20 protein-coding genes and 2 tRNA genes are annotated in these 20,710 nt (G+C 49.3%); 14 read left to right on the top strand and 8 right to left on the bottom strand.

Annotated features, from left to right (window positions below; all coding sequences use genetic code 11):
• Nucleotide 1 precedes the first annotated feature (1 nt).
• The 6 genes from sufB (at nt 2) to ldtE (ending at nt 6,290) form a co-directional block, all read left to right on the top strand.
• Nucleotides 2–1,489, top strand: coding sequence for a Fe-S cluster assembly protein SufB (sufB, locus tag ACJHWT_RS06125; RefSeq protein WP_001304330.1), 1,488 nt, complete (start codon nt 2–4; stop codon nt 1,487–1,489).
• A gap of 9 nt (nt 1,490–1,498) precedes the next feature.
• Nucleotides 1,499–2,245, top strand: a complete 747-nt coding sequence (gene sufC, locus ACJHWT_RS06120; protein ID WP_000948882.1) for a Fe-S cluster assembly ATPase SufC — start codon at nt 1,499–1,501, stop codon at nt 2,243–2,245.
• Complete coding sequence (sufD, locus tag ACJHWT_RS06115) at nt 2,220–3,491, top strand: Fe-S cluster assembly protein SufD (protein ID WP_000907963.1); 1,272 nt, start codon at nt 2,220–2,222, stop codon at nt 3,489–3,491. The genes sufC and sufD overlap by 26 nt, the downstream gene beginning before the upstream one ends.
• The gene (gene sufS / locus ACJHWT_RS06110; RefSeq protein WP_000144575.1) at nt 3,488–4,708 is read left to right on the top strand and encodes a cysteine desulfurase SufS; all 1,221 of its coding nucleotides are present in this window, start codon (nt 3,488–3,490) and stop codon (nt 4,706–4,708) included. Before sufD ends, sufS begins: the two co-directional genes overlap by 4 nt.
• Before the next feature lie 12 nt (nt 4,709–4,720).
• On the top strand, nt 4,721–5,137 hold the full coding sequence (sufE, locus tag ACJHWT_RS06105; RefSeq protein WP_001196530.1) for a cysteine desulfuration protein SufE: 417 nt from the start codon (nt 4,721–4,723) through the stop codon (nt 5,135–5,137).
• 148 nt (nt 5,138–5,285) lie between these two features.
• The gene (gene ldtE, locus ACJHWT_RS06100) at nt 5,286–6,290 is read left to right on the top strand and encodes a L,D-transpeptidase LdtE (protein WP_000817096.1); all 1,005 of its coding nucleotides are present in this window, start codon (nt 5,286–5,288) and stop codon (nt 6,288–6,290) included.
• Nucleotides 6,291–6,352: 62 nt separating this feature from the next.
• On the opposite strand, the gene lpp is transcribed toward ldtE, so the two are convergent.
• From lpp to ACJHWT_RS06085, 3 genes are all read right to left on the bottom strand, one after another.
• Nucleotides 6,353–6,589, bottom strand: coding sequence for a murein lipoprotein Lpp (gene lpp, locus ACJHWT_RS06095; RefSeq protein ID WP_000648420.1), 237 nt, complete (start codon nt 6,587–6,589; stop codon nt 6,353–6,355).
• 310 nt (nt 6,590–6,899) lie between these two features.
• Nucleotides 6,900–8,312, bottom strand: coding sequence for a pyruvate kinase PykF (pykF, locus tag ACJHWT_RS06090; RefSeq protein ID WP_001295403.1), 1,413 nt, complete (start codon nt 8,310–8,312; stop codon nt 6,900–6,902).
• A gap of 7 nt (nt 8,313–8,319) precedes the next feature.
• A complete protein-coding gene (locus tag ACJHWT_RS06085; RefSeq protein ID WP_240806354.1) occupies nt 8,320–8,514 on the bottom strand; it encodes a protein YnhH in 195 nt (64 codons plus the stop codon).
• 354 nt (nt 8,515–8,868) lie between these two features.
• On the opposite strand from ACJHWT_RS06085, the gene fumD reads away from it, so the two are divergent.
• The 7 genes from fumD to ydhT all read left to right on the top strand — a co-directional run bounded on the left by fumD (nt 8,869) and on the right by ydhT (nt 15,264).
• Nucleotides 8,869–9,078: a fumarate hydratase FumD gene (fumD, locus tag ACJHWT_RS06080; protein ID WP_000528342.1), complete on the top strand. Its 210-nt coding sequence runs from the start codon at nt 8,869–8,871 to the stop codon at nt 9,076–9,078.
• Nucleotides 9,079–9,533: 455 nt separating this feature from the next.
• Entirely contained in the window at nt 9,534–10,160 is a 627-nt protein-coding gene (locus ACJHWT_RS06075; RefSeq protein WP_001695795.1) for a ferredoxin-like protein, read from the top strand.
• 20 nt (nt 10,161–10,180) lie between these two features.
• Nucleotides 10,181–12,283, top strand: coding sequence for an aldehyde ferredoxin oxidoreductase (locus tag ACJHWT_RS06070; protein ID WP_001273564.1), 2,103 nt, complete (start codon nt 10,181–10,183; stop codon nt 12,281–12,283).
• Between the two features lie 12 nt (nt 12,284–12,295).
• A complete protein-coding gene (locus tag ACJHWT_RS06065; protein WP_001563425.1) occupies nt 12,296–12,934 on the top strand; it encodes a YdhW family putative oxidoreductase system protein in 639 nt (212 codons plus the stop codon).
• A gap of 63 nt (nt 12,935–12,997) precedes the next feature.
• Nucleotides 12,998–13,666, top strand: coding sequence for a 4Fe-4S dicluster domain-containing protein (locus ACJHWT_RS06060; RefSeq protein WP_001317862.1), 669 nt, complete (start codon nt 12,998–13,000; stop codon nt 13,664–13,666).
• Complete coding sequence (gene phsC, locus ACJHWT_RS06055) at nt 13,663–14,448, top strand: thiosulfate reductase cytochrome B subunit (protein WP_001069962.1); 786 nt, start codon at nt 13,663–13,665, stop codon at nt 14,446–14,448. The genes ACJHWT_RS06060 and phsC overlap by 4 nt, the downstream gene beginning before the upstream one ends.
• A 3-nt stretch (nt 14,449–14,451) precedes the next feature.
• Nucleotides 14,452–15,264: a protein YdhT gene (ydhT, locus tag ACJHWT_RS06050; protein ID WP_000587571.1), complete on the top strand. Its 813-nt coding sequence runs from the start codon at nt 14,452–14,454 to the stop codon at nt 15,262–15,264.
• A gap of 5 nt (nt 15,265–15,269) precedes the next feature.
• Here ydhT and ACJHWT_RS06045 read toward each other — a convergent pair whose 3' ends face one another.
• The 4 genes from ACJHWT_RS06045 to ACJHWT_RS06030 form a co-directional block, all read right to left on the bottom strand.
• On the bottom strand, nt 15,270–16,880 hold the full coding sequence (locus ACJHWT_RS06045) for an FAD-NAD(P)-binding protein (protein ID WP_000716945.1): 1,611 nt from the start codon (nt 16,878–16,880) through the stop codon (nt 15,270–15,272).
• 125 nt (nt 16,881–17,005) lie between these two features.
• The gene (locus ACJHWT_RS06040; protein ID WP_000212668.1) at nt 17,006–17,311 is read right to left on the bottom strand and encodes a monooxygenase; all 306 of its coding nucleotides are present in this window, start codon (nt 17,309–17,311) and stop codon (nt 17,006–17,008) included.
• Nucleotides 17,312–17,418: 107 nt separating this feature from the next.
• Nucleotides 17,419–17,495: transfer RNA gene (locus ACJHWT_RS06035), tRNA-Val, on the bottom strand.
• Between the two features lie 4 nt (nt 17,496–17,499).
• Nucleotides 17,500–17,576 (bottom strand) — tRNA-Val (locus ACJHWT_RS06030).
• A 308-nt stretch (nt 17,577–17,884) separates the two neighbouring features.
• Between ACJHWT_RS06030 and ACJHWT_RS06025 the strand changes: the two genes are divergently transcribed.
• Complete coding sequence (locus tag ACJHWT_RS06025) at nt 17,885–19,141, top strand: AIDA repeat-containing protein (protein ID WP_000534265.1); 1,257 nt, start codon at nt 17,885–17,887, stop codon at nt 19,139–19,141.
• A gap of 40 nt (nt 19,142–19,181) precedes the next feature.
• On the opposite strand, the gene mdtK is transcribed toward ACJHWT_RS06025, so the two are convergent.
• Nucleotides 19,182–20,555, bottom strand: coding sequence for a multidrug efflux MATE transporter MdtK (gene mdtK / locus ACJHWT_RS06020; RefSeq protein ID WP_001174939.1), 1,374 nt, complete (start codon nt 20,553–20,555; stop codon nt 19,182–19,184).
• Between the last annotated feature and the right edge of the window lie 155 nt (nt 20,556–20,710).

The following is a 20,710-nucleotide window of genomic DNA, read 5'->3' as shown; positions in this document are numbered from 1 at the left end:
TATGTCTCGTAATACTGAAGCAACTGACGATGTCAAAACCTGGACCGGCGGCCCGCTGAATTATAAAGAAGGATTCTTCACCCAGTTAGCCACCGATGAGCTGGCAAAGGGGATAAACGAAGAGGTGGTGCGCGCAATTTCGGCGAAGCGTAATGAGCCGGAGTGGATGCTGGAGTTTCGTCTCAACGCCTATCACGCATGGCTGGAGATGGAAGAACCGCACTGGTTGAAAGCGCACTACGACAAGCTGAATTATCAGGATTACAGCTACTACTCGGCACCATCGTGCGGTAATTGTGACGACAACTGCGCGTCTGAACCCGGCGCGGTGCAGCAAACTGGCGCGAACGCCTTTTTAAGTAAAGAGGTGGAGGCGGCGTTTGAGCAGTTGGGCGTTCCCGTGCGGGAAGGCAAAGAGGTGGCAGTGGATGCCATTTTCGACTCTGTTTCGGTTGCCACTACTTATCGCGAAAAACTGGCGGAGCAGGGAATTATTTTTTGTTCCTTTGGCGAGGCGATCCACGATCACCCGGAACTGGTGCGTAAATATCTCGGCACCGTGGTGCCGGGGAATGACAACTTCTTTGCCGCACTTAATGCGGCGGTAGCCTCTGACGGTACGTTTATTTATGTGCCTAAAGGCGTGCGTTGCCCGATGGAACTTTCCACCTATTTTCGCATTAACGCGGAAAAAACCGGGCAGTTTGAGCGCACCATTCTGGTGGCCGACGAAGACAGCTATGTCAGCTACATTGAAGGCTGTTCCGCTCCGGTGCGTGACAGCTATCAGTTACACGCGGCGGTGGTGGAAGTCATCATCCATAAAAACGCCGAGGTGAAATATTCCACGGTACAAAACTGGTTCCCTGGCGATAACAACACCGGCGGTATTCTCAACTTCGTCACCAAGCGTGCTTTGTGCGAAGGCGAAAACAGCAAAATGTCATGGACGCAATCAGAAACCGGGTCAGCGATTACGTGGAAATATCCCAGCTGCATTTTGCGCGGCGATAACTCCATTGGTGAGTTTTACTCAGTGGCGCTGACCAGCGGTCATCAGCAAGCGGATACCGGCACCAAGATGATCCACATCGGTAAAAACACCAAATCGACCATTATCTCGAAAGGGATCTCTGCCGGACATAGTCAGAACAGTTATCGCGGCTTAGTGAAAATCATGCCGACGGCAACCAATGCGCGCAATTTCACTCAGTGCGATTCAATGCTGATTGGCGCTAATTGTGGGGCGCATACCTTCCCGTATGTCGAATGTCGCAATAACAGCGCTCAGCTGGAGCACGAGGCAACGACATCACGTATTGGTGAAGATCAACTGTTTTACTGCCTGCAACGCGGGATCAGCGAAGAAGATGCCATCTCGATGATTGTTAACGGTTTTTGCAAAGACGTGTTCTCGGAACTGCCGCTGGAATTTGCCGTTGAAGCACAAAAACTCCTCGCCATCAGTCTTGAACACAGCGTCGGATAAGGAATAAACATGTTAAGTATTAAAGATTTACACGTCAGCGTGGAAGATAAAGCTATCCTGCGTGGATTAAGCCTCGACGTTCGTCCCGGCGAAGTTCACGCCATTATGGGGCCCAATGGTTCGGGCAAAAGTACCTTATCGGCAACGCTTGCCGGGCGAGAAGATTATGAAGTGACGAGCGGCACGGTTGAGTTTAAAGGCAAAGATTTGCTTGCGCTGTCGCCGGAAGATCGTGCAGGTGAAGGCATCTTTATGGCCTTCCAGTATCCGGTGGAAATTCCCGGCGTCAGTAACCAGTTTTTCCTGCAAACGGCACTTAATGCGGTGCGCAGCTATCGCGGCCAGGAAACGCTCGACCGCTTTGATTTTCAGGATTTGATGGAAGAGAAAATCGCTCTCCTGAAGATGCCGGAAGATTTATTAACCCGTTCGGTAAACGTTGGTTTTTCCGGCGGCGAGAAAAAGCGCAACGATATTTTGCAAATGGCGGTGCTGGAACCGGAGTTATGCATTCTTGATGAGTCAGACTCCGGGCTGGATATTGACGCATTAAAAGTGGTTGCCGATGGCGTGAACTCGCTGCGTGACGGCAAGCGTTCATTCATCATTGTTACGCACTACCAACGCATTCTCGACTACATCAAGCCTGATTACGTCCATGTGCTGTATCAGGGACGAATTGTGAAATCCGGCGATTTCACGTTGGTCAAACAACTGGAGGAGCAGGGTTATGGCTGGCTTACCGAACAGCAGTAACGCACTGCAACAGTGGCATCATTTGTTTGAAGCTGAAGGGGCGAAACGCTCCCCGCAAGCACAGCAGCATTTACAACAATTGCTGCGTACCGGACTGCCGACACGTAAACATGAAAACTGGAAATATACGCCGCTGGACGGGCTGACCAATAGCCAGTTTGTCAGCATTGCGGGGGAGATATCCCCACAGCAGCGTGATGCCTTAGCGTTAACATTAGACGCCGTGCGGCTGGTGTTTGTCGATGGACGTTACGTGCCCGCACTGAGCGATGCAACTGAAGGCAGCGGATATGAAGTGAGCATTAACGACGACCGTCAGGGGTTACCCGATGCTATTCAGGCGGAAGTGTTTCTGCATTTGACGGAAAGCCTGGCACAAAGCGTGACGCATATCGCCGTGAAGCGCGGTCAACGGCCGGCAAAGCCATTGCTGTTAATGCATATCACCCAGGGCGTGGCAGGTGAAGAGGTGAATACTGCCCATTACCGGCATCATCTGGATCTGGCGGAAGGTGCCGAAGCAACGGTGATCGAACATTTTGTCAGCCTTAATGATGCTCGTCACTTCACCGGCGCACGGTTCACTATCAACGTCGCAGCGAACGCCCATTTGCAGCATATCAAGCTGGCGTTTGAAAACCCGCTCAGTCACCACTTTGCTCATAACGATTTGTTGCTGGCTGACGATGCCACCGCATTTAGCCACAGTTTCCTGCTGGGTGGCGCAGTATTACGACACAACACCAGTACGCAACTCAATGGCGAAAACAGCACGCTGCGGATCAATAGCCTGGCGATGCCGGTGAAAAACGAGGTGTGTGATACTCGTACCTGGTTGGAACACAATAAAGGTTTTTGTAACAGCCGACAGTTGCACAAAACTATCGTCAGCGACAAAGGCCGCGCGGTATTTAACGGTTTGATCAACGTCGCGCAGCACGCCATCAAAACGGATGGTCAGATGACCAACAATAATCTGCTGATGGGCAAACTGGCGGAAGTGGATACGAAACCGCAGCTGGAAATCTATGCAGATGATGTGAAATGCAGCCACGGCGCGACGGTGGGGCGTATTGATGACGAACAGATGTTTTATCTGCGCTCGCGCGGGATCAATCAGCAAGATGCCCAGCAGATGATCATTTACGCCTTTGCTGCTGAACTGACGGAAGCACTGCGTGATGAGGGGCTTAAACAGCAGGTGCTGGCCCGAATCGGTCAACGACTGCCAGGAGGTGCAAGATGACTTTTTCCGTCGACAAAGTGCGGGCCGACTTTCCGGTGCTTTCTCGTGAGGTAAACGGTTTGCCGCTGGCTTATCTCGACAGCGCCGCCAGTGCACAGAAACCGAGCCAGGTGATTGACGCCGAGGCCGAGTTTTATCGTCATGGCTACGCGGCGGTGCATCGCGGTATTCATACCTTAAGCGCCCAGGCGACCGAGAAAATGGAGAACGTGCGCAAGCGGGCATCGCTGTTTATTAATGCCCGTTCGGCGGAAGAGCTGGTGTTCGTCCGCGGCACGACGGAAGGGATCAATCTGGTCGCCAATAGCTGGGGTAACAGCAATGTGCGGGCGGGCGATAACATCATCATCAGTCAGATGGAGCACCACGCTAACATTGTCCCCTGGCAGATGCTTTGCGCACGCGTTGGCGCAGAGCTGCGTGTGATCCCGCTCAACCCCGACGGTACTCTGCAACTGGAGACGCTGCCTACGCTGTTTGATGAGAAAACTCGTCTGCTGGCAATTACTCATGTCTCCAACGTGCTTGGGACAGAAAATCCGCTGGCGGAGATGATCACACTTGCGCATCAACATGGCGCAAAAGTGCTGGTGGATGGCGCTCAGGCGGTGATGCATCATCCGGTGGATGTTCAGGCGCTGGATTGCGATTTTTACGTGTTCTCCGGGCATAAACTGTATGGCCCTACCGGAATTGGCATTCTTTATGTCAAAGAAGCCTTGTTGCAGGAGATGCCGCCGTGGGAAGGGGGCGGTTCTATGATCGCCACCGTCAGCCTGAGTGAAGGCACTACCTGGACCAAAGCACCATGGCGGTTTGAAGCCGGTACACCCAATACCGGAGGCATCATTGGTCTTGGCGCGGCGCTGGAGTATGTTTCGGCGCTGGGGCTTAATAACATAGCCGAGTATGAACAGAATCTGATGCATTACGCGTTATCACAGTTGGAATCTGTACCGGATCTCACTCTCTATGGCCCACAAAACAGGCTTGGCGTTATTGCTTTTAATCTCGGTAAACACCACGCCTATGATGTTGGCAGTTTTCTCGATAATTACGGCATTGCTGTGCGTACCGGACATCACTGCGCAATGCCATTAATGGCCTATTACAACGTCCCTGCGATGTGTCGGGCATCGCTGGCCATGTATAACACCCATGAAGAAGTGGATCGTCTGGTGACCGGCCTGCAACGTATTCACCGTCTGCTGGGATAACAGGGAGGCACTATGGCTTTATTGCCGGATAAAGAAAAATTGCTGCGTAATTTTTTACGCTGCGCCAACTGGGAAGAGAAATATCTCTACATTATTGAGCTGGGCCAGCGTCTGCCAGAATTACGCGACGAAGACCGAAGCCCACAAAATAGCATTCAGGGTTGCCAAAGTCAGGTGTGGATTGTGATGCGTCAGAATGCCCAGGGAATTATTGAATTACAGGGCGACAGCGATGCGGCGATTGTGAAAGGGCTTATTGCGGTCGTCTTTATTCTTTACGATCAAATGACGCCGCAGGATATTGTCAATTTCGATGTGCGCCCGTGGTTTGAAAAAATGGCGCTCACCCAACATCTCACCCCATCACGCTCACAAGGTCTGGAAGCGATGATTCGCGCAATTCGCGCCAAAGCCGCTGCACTTAGCTAAACTAAAGGGACAGCTTTCATCCGGTTGGCTCACATTGCCGGGTGGTCAATGTTTACACTGGCCTGCACAGGAGTGTTTTGGTTTCAGGTGAACATAAGCGCCATCCGACGTTTCAGCGTGAGTCTCCGGCAAATACAGGAGGTTTACAATGAAACGCGCGTCTTTGCTTACACTCACGCTTATCGGCGCTTTTAGCGCCATCCAGGCTGCCTGGGCGGTTGATTATCCGCTACCACCAACCGGCAGTCGACTGGTTGGGCAAAATCAAACGTATACGGTGCAAGAAGGGGATAAAAACCTTCAGGCCATCGCCCGACGTTTTGATACTGCGGCAATGTTGATCCTTGAAGCCAATAACACTATCGCCCCGGTGCCAAAACCCGGTACGACGATAACTATTCCTTCACAACTATTATTACCTGATGCGCCGCGTCAGGGGATTATTGTAAACCTTGCAGAGCTGCGCCTTTATTATTATCCGCCGGGAGAAAATATCGTGCAGGTTTATCCGATAGGTATTGGTTTGCAGGGGCTGGAAACGCCGGTGATGGAAACGCGTGTGGGGCAGAAAATCCCTAACCCAACCTGGACGCCTACGGCGGGCATTCGTCAACGTTCGCTGGAGCGTGGCATTAAATTACCACCAGTCGTTCCTGCCGGGCCCAATAACCCACTAGGACGTTACGCACTGCGCCTCGCGCATGGTAATGGCGAATACCTCATTCATGGCACCAGTGCGCCGGACAGCGTCGGTTTGCGCGTCAGTTCGGGCTGTATTCGCATGAATGCACCGGATATTAAAGCTTTATTCTCCAGCGTGCGGACGGGAACACCGGTGAAAGTGATCAACGAACCGGTGAAATATTCCGTGGAACCTAACGGGATGCGTTATGTTGAAGTACATCGACCACTATCGGCAGAAGAACAGCAGAACGTTCAGACAATGCCGTACACGCTGCCAGCAGGCTTTACGCAATTTAAAGACAATAAGGCTGTAGATCAGAAGTTAGTCGATAAAGCGTTGTATCGTCGGGCAGGGTATCCGGTTGCGGTGAGCAGTGGAGCAACTCCCGCAGCCAGCAATGCGCCTTCAGTAGAGTCAGCGCAGAATGGGGAACCAGAGCAAGGGAATGTGTTACGCGCGACGCAGTAGCGGTAAATAGCAGGCAAAAAAATGGCGCACAATGTGCGCCATTTTTCACTTCACAGGTACTATTACTTGCGGTATTTAGTAGCCATGTTGTCCAGACGCTGGTTAGCACGAGCTGCGTCATCTTTAGCAGCCTGAACGTCGGAACGCATTGCGTTCACGTCGTTGCTCAGCTGGTCAACTTTAGCGTTCAGAGTCTGAACGTCAGAAGACAGCTGATCGATTTTAGCGTTGCTGGAGCAACCTGCCAGCAGAGTAGAACCCAGGATTACCGCGCCCAGTACCAGTTTAGTAGCTTTCATTATTAATACCCTCTAGATTGAGTTAATCTCCATGTAGCGTTACAAGTATTACACAAAGTTTTTTATGTTGAGAATATTTTTTTGATGGGAAGGCACTTATTTTTGATCGTTCGCTCAAAGAAGCATCGAACGCTGGGTTTTAGATAAAAAAATTGAGAGAAAACAGGATGCTTCCATCGGATTCATCTTAGATAAAGTGAGATTATATAGTGAAATCCGATTTGATTTTTTATTGCTTCTGGTTATCGATTAAATAAAAAAAGCGCCCATCAGGGCGCTTCGATATACAAATTAATTCACAAAAGCAATATTACAGGACGTGAACAGATGCGGTGTTAGTAGTGCCGCTCGGTACCAGTGCACCAGAAACCATAACTACGACATCACCTTTGTGTGCCAGACCGCTCTGCAGAGCCAGTTCTTTACCCAGACGGTAGAAGTCATCAGTAGAAGTGATCTCTTTAACCAGCTGCGGCACAACGCCTTTGCTCAGTACTAACTGGTGAGCTGTTTTTTCGTTGGTGGTCAGTGCCAGGATGGTGGCATCCGGGAAGTATTTACGTACTGCGCGAGCAGATTTACCGCCCTGAGTAGCAACCACGATCAGTGGAGCATCCAGTTTTTCAGCAGTTTCAACGGCACCACGGCATACCGCTTCGGTAATACGCAGTTTACGGTTGTCATTGTTGAACTCGAGACGGCTGTTCATCACGCGGTCTGTACGTTCGCAGATGGTCGCCATGATAGAAACCGCTTCCAGCGGGTATTTACCTTTTGCGGATTCACCAGACAGCATCACTGCGTCAGTACCGTCGAGGATGGCGTTTGCAACGTCACCGGCTTCTGCGCGAGTCGGGCGTGGGTTTTTGATCATGGAATCCAGCATCTGGGTCGCAGTGATAACAACTTTACGTGCACGGATACATTTTTCGATCATCATCTTCTGGGCGAAGATAACTTCTTCTACCGGGATTTCTACACCCAGGTCGCCACGCGCAACCATGATGCCGTCAGAGGCTTCGAGGATTTCGTCGAAGTTGTTGAGGCCTTCCTGGTTTTCGATTTTGGAGATGATGTGGATGTTTTCGCCGCCGTGCGCTTTCAGGTGCTCACGGATTTCGATAACGTCAGAACGCTTACGAATAAAGGAAGCAGCAACAAAGTCTACGCCTTGTTCGCAACCAAAGATCAGGTCCTGTTTGTCTTTTTCAGCCAGTGCTGGCAGGGCAATGGAAACGCCAGGCAGGTTCACACCTTTGTTTTCGCCCAGGTCGCCGTTGTTCAGCACTTTACAGATAACTTTGTTACCTTCAATAGCGGTAACTTCCATACCGATCAGACCGTCGTCAACCAGTACGGTGTTGCCAACAGACAGGTCAGTAGTGAAACCTTCATACGTTACCGCAACCATTTCGCTGTTGCCGATAACAGATTTATCAGTAGTGAAAGTAAAGGTCTGACCCGCTTTCAGAGAAACGTCGTTACCGCCTTCCAGTTTCATGGTGCGGATTTCCGGACCTTTGGTATCAAGCAGGATAGCGGCGGTTTTACCAGTTTTGCTCATCACGTTGCGCAGATTCTGAATGCGCTGACCGTGTTCTGCATAGTCACCATGAGAGAAGTTCAGACGCATAACGTTCATGCCAGCGTCCAGCATTTTAGCTAACATCTCTTCAGATTCGGTTTTCGGTCCGATGGTGCAAACAATTTTGGTCTTTTTCATGACAGTCTTAGTCTTTAAGTTGAGAAGGATGGGAGAAACTTGCTTTCTGGGCGCACTGCCGGAAAGCGAATCCGGTATTACGAAAGTGGTGGTGCCTCGCTCTAAGGATAGGTGACATCGAAAAAGCGTGCAGAGGAATGTGTGCTTGTGTCTCAGCCCAACGTGAGTGCCTGTTTTTGAGTCGTTGAGTTCTACAGTCCAAAGTGCTGAAACCATTCAAGAGTCAATTGGCGCGCATTATACGCTGAAATTAATCCAAAAGGAAAACAAAAACAGCGTTTCAAAAAATATACAACTTGTTAGACAATAAATTGTTATCAAAGATTTAACGTTCCAGGGAAAAGGTTACGCAAAAACTTCACTGTTTGCGCAACGTCTGGTGCCGGGGTTGTCAGTGTGAGGATAAGTGAAAGTTCATCCGGTGTATAAATACATCATCGCTCAATTGCTACAGTTAAAATAATTTATCACGTTATTTGTCTGATTTTGTTTGATTTTTGTTTAATTGGTTAGATTGATATATGCTGATAGTTGGCATGATAAATAGGTATAAAGAATGGGAAACCGGACAAAAGAGGATGAACTGTACCGAGAAATGTGCAGAGTTGTCGGTAAAGTTGTGCTGGAAATGCGCGATCTGGGGCAGGAACCAAAGCATATTGTTATCGCAGGCGTATTACGTACAGCATTAGCCAATAAACGCATTCAGCGCAGTGAGCTGGAAAAGCAGGCGATGGAAACAGTCATTAACGCACTGGTAAAATGACCATTCAGGATGAGGCGGTAAGCTTCATCCTGATATTGTTAGTTCAGTTGCGGTCCAGTTAATCATTCTAAATAACAACTGCTGAAATTATACGAATTTCGGTGTATATTTTAATTTATAGCGATAAAGTTATTTTTATTTTCTGCGATGAACTTCACAAATAATTGTCGGTTAAGTTAAATTTATTTCAAATGATAATAAATATCAGTTCACTTATAATTTCTTGCTTTGTGATTTTAATTGATAACGATCAATGTTAAGAGCCCAGAATAATCACATTATTTTTTCTCCTAACCATAAAGGATTAGTTTATCAGCGTTAAATCTTTTCTCATACACTATCGGGTTAGGGAAAATATCTGGTGTTGAGGACAGCGTCAGCAGCGTATTAGTTGAGTGCCTAATATCAGGCTGCTGAATTGTCAGCACTGTGTTTGCGAAGAGGATGCGAAATAAATGACCCCGGTTGATCGTCCACTATTAAATATTGGCTTAACGCGATTAGAATTCTTGCGTATATCAGGAAAAGGCCTTGCTGGTTTAACAATTGCCCCTGCTTTACTGTCACTTTTGGGTTGCAAACAGGAAGATATTGATAGCGGCACAGTAGGGTTGATAAATACACCCAAAGGGGTGCTGGTGACCCAACGTGCGCGATGCACGGGTTGCCACCGCTGTGAAATCTCTTGTACCAACTTGAACGATGGCTCAGTAGGGACATTCTTCTCCCGTATCAAAATCCATCGCAATTATTTCTTTGGCGACAACGGGGTTGGCTCTGGCGGTGGCCTGTATGGCGATCTCAACTATACCGCGGATACCTGCCGTCAATGCAAAGAGCCGCAATGCATGAACGTCTGCCCGATTGGTGCGATTACCTGGCAGCAGAAAGAAGGCTGTATTACCGTCGATCATAAACGTTGTATTGGCTGTAGCGCCTGTACTACGGCATGCCCGTGGATGATGGCCACCGTAAATACCGAAAGTAAAAAATCCTCGAAATGTGTGTTATGCGGTGAATGCGCAAACGCCTGCCCAACAGGGGCGTTAAAAATTATCGAGTGGAAAGATATTACTGTGTGAATCTTGCAAAGGAAAAAATCATGGCTAACGGTTGGACAGGTAATATATTAAGAGTCAATCTCACGACAGGAAATATTACCCTCGAAGATTCCAGTAAGTTTAAAAGTTTTGTCGGTGGCATGGGCTTCGGCTACAAAATTATGTATGACGAAGTACCGCCAGGCACGAAACCTTTCGATGAAGCGAATAAATTAGTCTTTGCTACCGGCCCATTAACTGGATCTGGTGCCCCCTGTAGTTCTCGCGTAAATATCACCTCACTTTCTACTTTTACCAAAGGAAATTTAGTCGTCGATGCCCATATGGGGGGCTTTTTTGCAGCGCAAATGAAATTCGCTGGATACGACGTCATTATTATCGAAGGGAAAGCGAAATCACCGGTATGGCTGAATATTAAAGATGACAAAGTTAGCCTGGAAAAAGCCGATTTATTATGGGGAAAAGGGACGCGCGCAACGACGGAAGAGATTTGTCGATTGACCAGCCCTGAAACCTGTGTGGCGGCTATTGGTCAGGCTGGGGAAAACCTTGTTCCTCTCTCTGGCATGTTGAATAGCCGTAACCACAGCGGCGGTGCGGGAACTGGCGCAATAATGGGTTCGAAAAACCTGAAAGCGATTGCGGTTGAAGGGACGAAAGGGGTCAACATTGCCGATCGTCAGGAGATGAAGCGTCTCAACGATTACATGATGACTGAACTTATCGGTGCGAATAACAACCATGTCGTGCCAAGTACGCCGCAATCGTGGGCAGAGTATTCAGATCCCAAGTCACGTTGGACAGCACGTAAAGGGCTGTTTTGGGGCGCGGCTGAAGGTGGTCCGATTGAAACGGGGGAAATTCCGCCAGGCAATCAGAACACGGTCGGCTTTCGTACCTATAAATCCGTTTTTGACTTAGGTCCGGCGGCAGAGAAATACACAGTAAAAATGAGTGGCTGCCACTCTTGCCCGATCCGTTGTATGACCCAAATGAATATTCCTCGGGTGAAAGAGTTTGGCGTGCCCAGCACAGGTGGTAACACTTGTGTAGCAAACTTTGTCCATACCACCATCTTCCCGAACGGGCCGAAAGATTTTGAAGATAAAGACGATGGTCGTGTGATTGGTAACCTGGTTGGTCTGAATTTGTTCGATGACTACGGCCTATGGTGTAACTACGGGCAGTTGCATCGCGACTTTACTTATTGTTACAGCAAAGGTGTGTTCAAGCGTGTTCTGCCTGCTGAAGAGTATGCGGAAATTCGCTGGGATCAACTGGAAGCGGGTGACGTTAACTTTATTAAAGATTTTTACTACCGTCTGGCGCATCGCGTGGGTGAGTTGAGTCACCTGGCTGATGGTTCATATGCCATCGCAGAACGCTGGAATTTGGGTGAAGAGTACTGGGGCTACGCGAAAAATAAACTCTGGTCGCCGTTTGGCTATCCGGTTCACCATGCCAATGAAGCGTCAGCGCAAGTCGGTTCCATTGTTAACTGTATGTTCAACCGTGACTGCATGACGCATACCCATATCAATTTTATTGGTTCCGGCTTGCCATTGAAACTGCAACGTGAAGTGGCGAAAGAACTTTTTGGTTCTGAAGATGCTTACGATGAAACCAAAAACTACACGCCAATCAATGACGCAAAAATTAAATATGCTAAGTGGTCGCTGTTGCGGGTCTGTTTGCATAACGCCGTCACCCTGTGCAACTGGGTCTGGCCAATGACCGTTTCGCCGCTGAAAAGCCGTAATTATCGGGGCGATCTGGCGCTTGAAGCCAAATTCTTCAAAGCGATCACTGGCGAAGATATGACTCAGGAAAAATTAGATTTAGCTGCAGAGCGTATCTTTACGTTGCATCGCGCCTACACGGTAAAACTGATGCAAACTAAAGATATGCGTAATGAACACGATCTTATCTGTTCCTGGGTATTCGACAAGGATCCGCAGATCCCGGTCTTTACTGAAGGTACAGACAAAATGGACCGTGACGATATGCATGCTTCGCTCACGATGTTCTACAAAGAAATGGGCTGGGACCCACAGCTTGGTTGTCCGACCCGCAAAACATTGCAGCGTCTGGGGCTGGAAGATATTGCCGCCGATCTGGCAGCACACAATCTACTGCCTGCGTAAGGAATGGGTGAGATGAACCATCAGGATGAATTGCCGTTAGCGAAAGTCAGCGAAGTTGATGAGGCGAAGCGGCAATGGTTGCAGGGGATGCGTCACCCCGTTGATACGGTAACCGAACCAGAACCTGCTGAAATCCTGGCAGAGTTCATTCGTCAGCATTCTGCGGCTGGGCAGCTGGTGGCGCGCGCCGTGTTTCTCTCGCCGCCCTATTCGGTTGCAGAAGAGGAACTGTCAGTTTTGCTGGAAAACATTAAGCAGAACGGAGACCACGCGGATATCGCGTGTATGACGGGAAGCCAGGATGATTACTATTACTCAACGCAGGCCATGAGTGAAAACTACGCGGCGATGTCTTTGCAAGTTGTGGAGCAGGACATTTGTCGCGCCATTGCACACGCCGTTCGTTTTGAGTGCCAGACGTATCCTCGTCCTTACAAAGTCGCCATGCTGATGCAAGCGCCATATTACTTCCAGGAAGCGCAGATCGAAGCCGCGATCGCCGCGATGGATATTGCACCTGAATATGCTGATATACGGCAGGTGGAGTCATCGACGGCGGTGTTGTACTTGTTTAGCGAGCGATTTATGACCTATGGCAAGGCGTATGGCTTATGCGAATGGTTCGAGGTAGAGCAGTTTCAGAACCCCTGAAATTTCAGGGAGATGTCATGGATAGGGTGGACAGTAGCAGCCACTGCATTAGGGGATAATCAGATGTCCTTCACTCGACGCAAATTTGTTCTGGGGATGGGAACAGTAATCTTTTTTACTGGTTCTGCGTCTTCTCTGTTAGCGAACACGATGCAAGAAAAGAAAGTTCGGTATGCCATGATTCATGACGAGTCACGGTGCAATGGCTGTAATATTTGCGCCCGCGCATGCCGTAAAACTAACCACGTCCCCGCTCAGGGAAGCCGTTTATCGATAGCACACATTCCAGTCACCGATAACGACAACGAAACGCAGTATCACTTTTTTCGCCAGTCATGCCAGCACTGTGAAGATGCTCCTTGCATCGACGTTTGCCCGACAGGGGCGTCGTGGCGTGATGAGCAGGGGATCGTGCGGGTAGAAAAATCGCAGTGCATCGGCTGCAGTTATTGCATTGGCGCTTGTCCTTACCAGGTTCGCTACCTTAACCCTGTCACTAAAGTGGCAGATAAATGTGATTTCTGCGCTGAGTCCCGACTGGCAAAAGGCTTTCCGCCCATTTGCGTCAGCGCCTGTCCGGAACACGCATTGATCTTTGGTCGCGAAGATAGCCCAGAAATTCAGGCGTGGTTGCAGGAAAATAAATACTATCAATATCAGCTACCTGGTGCCGGGAAACCGCACCTGTATCGCCGGTTCGGTCAACATTTGATTAAAAAGGAAAATGTATGAACCCGTCGCAACATGCTGAACAGTTTCAGAGCCAGTTGGCGAACTATGTGCCACTGTTCACTCCCCAATTTTGGCCGGTGTGGTTGATCATTGCCGGACTATTGCTGGTAGGGATGTGGTTGGTGCTGGGGCTGCATGCCTTGCTTCGTGCTCGTGGCGTGAAGAAATCAGCCAACGACCATGGTGAGAAGGTTTATCTTTACAGCAAAGCGGTCAGATTATGGCACTGGTCGAATGCGTTACTCTTTGTATTGTTGCTGGCAAGTGGGCTGATAAATCACTTTGCGCTGGTGGGCGCAACTACGGTTAAAAGTCTGGTTGCGGTGCATGAAGTTTGCGGATTTTTGTTACTGGCATGCTGGCTCGGCTTTGTTCTGATCAATGCCGTTGGGGGTAATGGTCACCACTATCGCATTCGTCGTCAGGGGTGGCTGGAGCGAGCGGCAAAACAAACGCGATTCTATTTGTTTGGCATTATGCAGGGGGAAGAACATCCTTTCCCGGCAACAACCCAGTCTAAATTTAATCCCTTACAGCAGGTTGCCTATGTTGGTGTCATGTATGGATTGCTGCCGTTGTTACTATTGACGGGGCTGCTGTGTCTCTATCCGCAAGCCGTGGGAGATGTGTTTCCTGGCGTAAGATACTGGTTATTGCAGGCGCATTTTGCTCTGGCATTTATAAGCCTCTTTTTTATCTTCGGTCATCTTTATCTTTGCACCACGGGGCGTACGCCACACGAAACCTTTAAAAGCATGGTCGATGGCTATCACCGGCACTAACGAATGATCATTACACGAGCAGACCTGCGAGAATGGCGTATCGGAGCGGTGATGTATCGCTGGTTTCTGCGCCATTTCCCACGCGGCGGTAGTTATGCCGATATTCATCATGCACTGATTGAGGAAGGATATACGGACTGGGCGGAGAGTCTGGTTGAGTATGCGTGGAAAAAATGGCTGGCGGATGAAAACTTCGCGCATCAGGAAGTTTCTTCTATGCAAAAACTGGCCACAGATCCCGGAGAGAGAGCATTTTGCAGTCAGTTTGCCCGCAGCGACGATCATGCTCGCATCGGCTGTTGTGAGGATAATGCCAGAATCGCAACCGCTGGGTATGCCGCGCAAATTGCCAGTATGGGTTATAGCGTGCGGATTGGAAGTGTCGGCTTTAACAGTCACATTGGCAGCTCCGGTGAACGCGCACGGGTTGCTGTAACCGGTAATTCTTCGCGGATAAGCAGCGCTGGAGATAGCAGTCGGATTGCGAATACCGGAATGCGAGTACGCGTTTGTACATTGGGTGAACGATGTCATGTCGCCAGTAATGGTGACCTGGTGCAAATCGCCAGCTTTGGCGCAAACGCCAGAATTGCCAACAGCGGCGACAATGTACACATCATTGCCAGCGGTGAAGATTCAACAATAGTGAGCACGGGCGTGGTCGACTCAATTATTCTCGGGCCAGGGGGAAGCGCCGCACTGGCATATCATGACGGCGAAAGAGTTCGCTTCGCCGTCGCCATTGAAGGTGAAAACAATATTCGAGCCGGAGTCCGCTATCGCCTTAATGAACAGCATCAGTTTGTTGAGTGCTGATAGCTTTACATTTGATTAAACGAAAGACGCCGACGAGCACGGGATGCAGGCTTTACGACCGCCTGAGCTATCGCCTCACCAATTTCTGCACATGCCGTAAGTCCCTGTACGAATGGCTGGTCGTGCATCAACCAGGGCAACGCGCCGAACGCTACGCGCCCACGAATTTCTTCGGGTTGCTGTAGCGTATAATCTTCGCCAACATCAGGGATTTCATCCCCTGTTTTCTGTAATTGTTCGCGTAGTCCAGGGAAAGGAATATCTTTCACTTTAAGCGGACGCTGCCCACGGGCATCAATAAAAACGTCAAACGAGTAGCTATTGTCTTCCGTTTTCAGGACGGTGCGCGACTCATTAATTTCCATTTCGTAGTCTTCACCGAGGGCGAGAATATGAATGATTCCCGCTTCACGTAAGGCCAGTAGTCGACGAATAGACTCTGAAGGGATTGCCGCATAATTATCGATGAAAACCCGGGCAAGGCCTTTACTGAACCGTTTATGGTCGTGTTCATTCAGATGAGGAACAATTTCCTGTACGGCTTCATGCAGGCGCAGAATGACATAACGCCAGGGAACAGTATGTTTTTCTCGTTTATTGCGTTCGACTTCCTGGAGATTTTTTTCTGCCCAGTCGAATGGGTCGCGTTGTTTGCGCTCGGCAAACCAGGCTTGAGCAAAGGAATCGACATTCAGGCTTTCTAAGGCTATGCGTTGGCTCCAGTCTGGATCAGCAAATTTGATTTCCTCTACTATCAATCTAAATACCCGATCCAAAAGGCCCACTTCGCCTTTTTGAATCTCAGCATTTAATGCTTGATCGGTGACGATGTGTAAGGGCTCGTAGGGAATAGGGCAATAGAAATCGGCTTCGGGTAAAATACCCGTACGCGACATCAACGTAATATTTAGCTTTTCACTTGCGTTATCGCGGTGAAAAACGACGTGTTGTTTATCATCTTCAATGAACGAACCATGCTGAATAGCCACTGCCATTGCCGCATCCAGTCCGCTCAAGGATGTTCCCATAATACCCACGTTACACGCATCGACCTTTGCTTCCATCAGGCCTGACCACGGGCTGGGAAAATACGTTCGGGTTGCTTCTTCTTCATCAGGCCAGACGTGACCCGTGGCGATCACCGCTAAATCAAACGTCTCGCTGGGTAAATCCTGATTTGTAGCGAGCATGACGCCAGCATTTGTAATTTGCAGATCGGTAACCTGGCATGATTCATAAACAGCCACTGCAAATTTTTGCTGTCGTGCCTGGTCTACTAATCGTAAAAATTGATCGCGGAAATATTCGCCCAGCAGAATTCGCGGTAAAAACTGACGATCGTGCAAGGTTTCTTTTTTAACGCCATAACGCTGGAGATGGCTGGCTTCTTGCTTTTGTAGCCATTCGAGATACGTACAATAAATCGGCGGTATTTCAATACTGGCAATATTTGCCAGCATCATTTTTGAGTTTTCCTCATCACTGTATGGCATCCCGACACCGGCTTCATCAGCCTGCTCGAAGATAGAAATAGAAAGTGGAGTTTGTTGCTGTAGAAGCGAGAATAAGGTGTAGATCCCCGTAGGCCCGGCACCCACAATAGCAATTTTTTTCATTGTTACTTACCTGTACGCATTCTTTCGAATTTAGTGTTATCAGATAAGTTTGGTTGAGATTTTTAGAATTTGAGAAATTTCAGACAGGGATGAAAAGGGCGCTAACCGCCCTTGATTAAATTCTGTCAGGCGAGTTTTGCCTGATTGATTTGACTAAGTGGCTCATTGACATCGAAAACTTTGGCGACAACTTCCTCAACGCCGAGATTTTTCAGTCGGGCAGTATGTTTTTCCAGATAGGCAAGGGCGCTTTTTTCATCAGTAAAAAGGTAGATCCCACCGGCTTCGTGGTTCTTTTCACTTTCTGTCCATACCTTCCACAGAAAACCAGGTTCCTGATTAATCGACTCAGCAAGCGGTTCAAGCTGCTCAACCATTGCGTCGCCAAATGGGCCATTAAAAGCAAAATGAAGTTGTAACAAAGTTGCCATAGCGATTCTCCTTCTGATAACGCATACGAAGACAGTGTAAATCTTTTAACGTATTGGATACAGAGAAGAAACAGAGGGAAAAAGGAGAAGACCAGATTAAGAAAATCTGGTGCGTCCGAGTGGACTCGAACCACCGACCCCCACCATGTCAAGGTGGTGCTCTAACCAACTGAGCTACGGACGCAGGATGGTGCGTTCAATTGGACTCGAACCAACGACCCCCACCATGTCAAGGTGGTGCTCTAACCAACTGAGCTATGAACGCAACGTTGTAGGTGACAACGGGGACGAATATTAGCGGCAGAGTGGGAAGGTGGCAAGAGGCAAAACGTAATTTTCTGCGCTATTTCGACCGTTTGCAGAGCTTTTAAGCAAATTGGCTATATTTTGTTGATTTGCAAGGGCGATTTTTATTCAGGATCGCATTTACATCAGATACAACCCAATAATCCGTGTATCAGAGTTTAAACAGAGTTGTTTGCCACCATCTCAAAATCTGTCGTGGATAAATCCTCCGTAGCCTTTACACTTAGGTAGCAATAAAGGCACACAGATGCAGCAAAGGAATAAATCATGGGATCTGATGCGAAAAACTTGATGAGCGACGGGAACGTGCAAATTGTTAAGACCGGCGAGGTCATTGGCGCGACGCAACTTACTGAAGGTGAGTTAATTGTTGAAGCTGGCGGAAGAGCCGAAAATACCGTGGTCACGGGGGCTGGCTGGTTGAAAGTGGCAACCGGTGGGATCGCCAAATGCACACAGTACGGCAACAATGGCACGCTATCGGTCAGCGACGGTGCCATTGCCACAGATATTGTTCAGTCCGAGGGAGGCGCAATTAGTCTCTCTACGCTCGCTACGGTTAATGGCCGCCATCCCGAAGGTGAATTCAGCGTTGATAAAGGTTATGCCTGCGGTTTGTTGCTGGAAAATGGCGGTAACCTGCGTGTACTGGAAGGACATCGCGCGGAAAAAATTATTCTCGATCAAGAGGGTGGCCTGTTGGTCAATGGGACAACCTCAGCGGTCGTGGTAGATGAAGGTGGTGAATTGTTGGTGTATCCAGGTGGGGAAGCCAGCAATTGTGAGATTAATCAGGGCGGCGTTTTTATGCTGGCGGGGAAAGCCAATGATACGTTGCTTGCTGGTGGCACCATGAATAATCTCGGTGGTGAAGACTCTGACACTATTGTTGAGAATGGAGCCATCTATCGTCTGGGTACGGATGGTCTTCAGCTCTACAGTTCCGGTAAGACGCAAAACCTGTCCGTTAATGTGGGGGGGCGGGCTGAAGTGCATGCCGGTACGCTGGAAAATGCGGTAATACAAGGTGGGACAGTGATCCTGTTGTCACCCACCAGCGCGGACGAAAATTTTGTAGTAGAGGAAGATCGCGCACCGGTTGAACTGACCGGTAGTGTTGCATTACTGGACGGCGCTTCAATGATTATTGGCTATGGCGCAGATCTGCAACAATCAACGATTACTGTACAGCAGGGCGGTGTGTTGATTCTCGACGGCAGTACGGTAAAAGGTGACAGTGTCACTTTCAGTGTTGGTAACATCAATCTCAATGGCGGAAAACTGTGGCTGATCACTGATGCGGCAACGCAGGTGCATCTGAAAGTGAAACGCCTGCGTGGAGAGGGAGCCATTTGCCTGCAAACCAGTGCGAAAGAAATTTCACCTGACTTCATCAATGTGAAAGGGGAAGTTACTGGTGATATACACGTTGAGATAACAGATGCCAGTCGGCAAACTCTGTGTAACGCACTGAAACTACAGCCAGACGAAGACGGGATTGGCGCAACGCTCCAGCCTGCGTAAAAACACAGGCGCAACCCGTGAAGGTTGCGCCTTGTCTTTACTAGCGAGCTGCTCGTTGCAGAATGATGGCTGACGGCAGACGTTGCAGGAACCGCATACGCAACATCATCATAATGGCTGCCGACGTCAGGCCAATAATAAAGCCTATCCAGAAGCCTGCTGGCCCCATAGGTTCAACGACCAGATCGGTCAGTGCCAGAATATAGCCGCTTGGCAAGCCCAGCACCCAGTAAGCCGTAAAGGTGATATAGAAAATGGAACGCGTATCTTTATAACCACGCAAAATCCCACTGCCAATCACCTGGATAGAGTCAGAAATCTGATATACCGCCGCCAGCAACATCAAATGCGCAGCCAGCGTTACAACCTCGGGATTGTCGTTGTACAACAGGGCGATTTGCTCCCGCAGTGAAACCGTGAAAATGGCCGTCAGGGTTGCCATACAGACACCCACCATAAGCCCGGTCCGCGCAGCGGTTTGCGCATCCAGCGTTGAGCCCTGACCCAGACGATAACCTACGCGGATAGTTACCGCTGCCGCCAGCGACATGGGAAGCACAAACATCAGCGAACTAAAGTTCAGGGCAATCTGGTGTCCTGCGACATCAACAATACCGAGCGGAGACACTAACAGAGCCACGACGGCAAACAGTGTCACTTCAAAGAACAGTGCCAGCGCAATCGGCAAACCGAGTTGAATCAGTCGTTTCATAACCGCAGGATCGGGCTTAGCGGTGCCTTTTTCGTTACGAATATCGCGCATGGAGCGGGCGCGTTTAATGTAAGAAACCATGGCAAGGAACATGACCCAATACACCGCCGCAGTAGCCACGCCACAACCAACGCCACCGAGCTCAGGCATACCGAAATGACCATAAATAAAGATATAGTTCACCGGAATGTTCACCAGCAGGCCGATAAAGCCCATTACCATACCCGGCTTGGTTTTTGCCAGACCTTCACATTGGTTACGGGCAACCTGGAAGAACAGATAGCCCGGCGCGCCCCACAACAACGCACGCAGATAACCCACGGCTTTGTCCGCCAGAGCCGGATCGATGTTTTCCATAGAGCGGATAATGTAACCTGCATTCCACAGCACCAGCATAATGAGAACGGAAACAAAACCTGCCAGCCAGAAGCCCTGTCGCACCTGATGCGCAATGCGCTCACGTCGACCGGAACCATTTAATTGCGCGATAACCGGCGTTAATGCCAGCAGCAGTCCGTGACCAAAGAGGATCGCCGGAAGCCAGATAGAAGTACCGATAGCGACCGCCGCCATGTCGGTGGCACTATAGCCGCCCGCCATCACGGTATCGACAAAACCCATCGCAGTTTGGGCGATTTGCGCGAGAATCACCGGGATTGCTAATGCTAATAACAGACGCGCTTCACTGATATACTTCTGCACGTGAACACCTTTTATTTGTAGTTATATGAGAGACTAAAAAGCCGCCTGAATGGGCAGCAAAAAGAAGAAGCAGGGGAAATTCAGTCTATTGTAGCGAGGATTTATTAATTCTCCAGTGAAAAAATAGTCATTCTTACCCCTTCACTGGTAAGGGC

The organism is Escherichia sp. WS338 (assembly GCF_046486405.1).
Lineage (GTDB): Bacteria > Pseudomonadota > Gammaproteobacteria > Enterobacterales > Enterobacteriaceae > Escherichia > Escherichia coli.
This window is presented reverse-complemented; position numbering and strand designations above follow the sequence as displayed.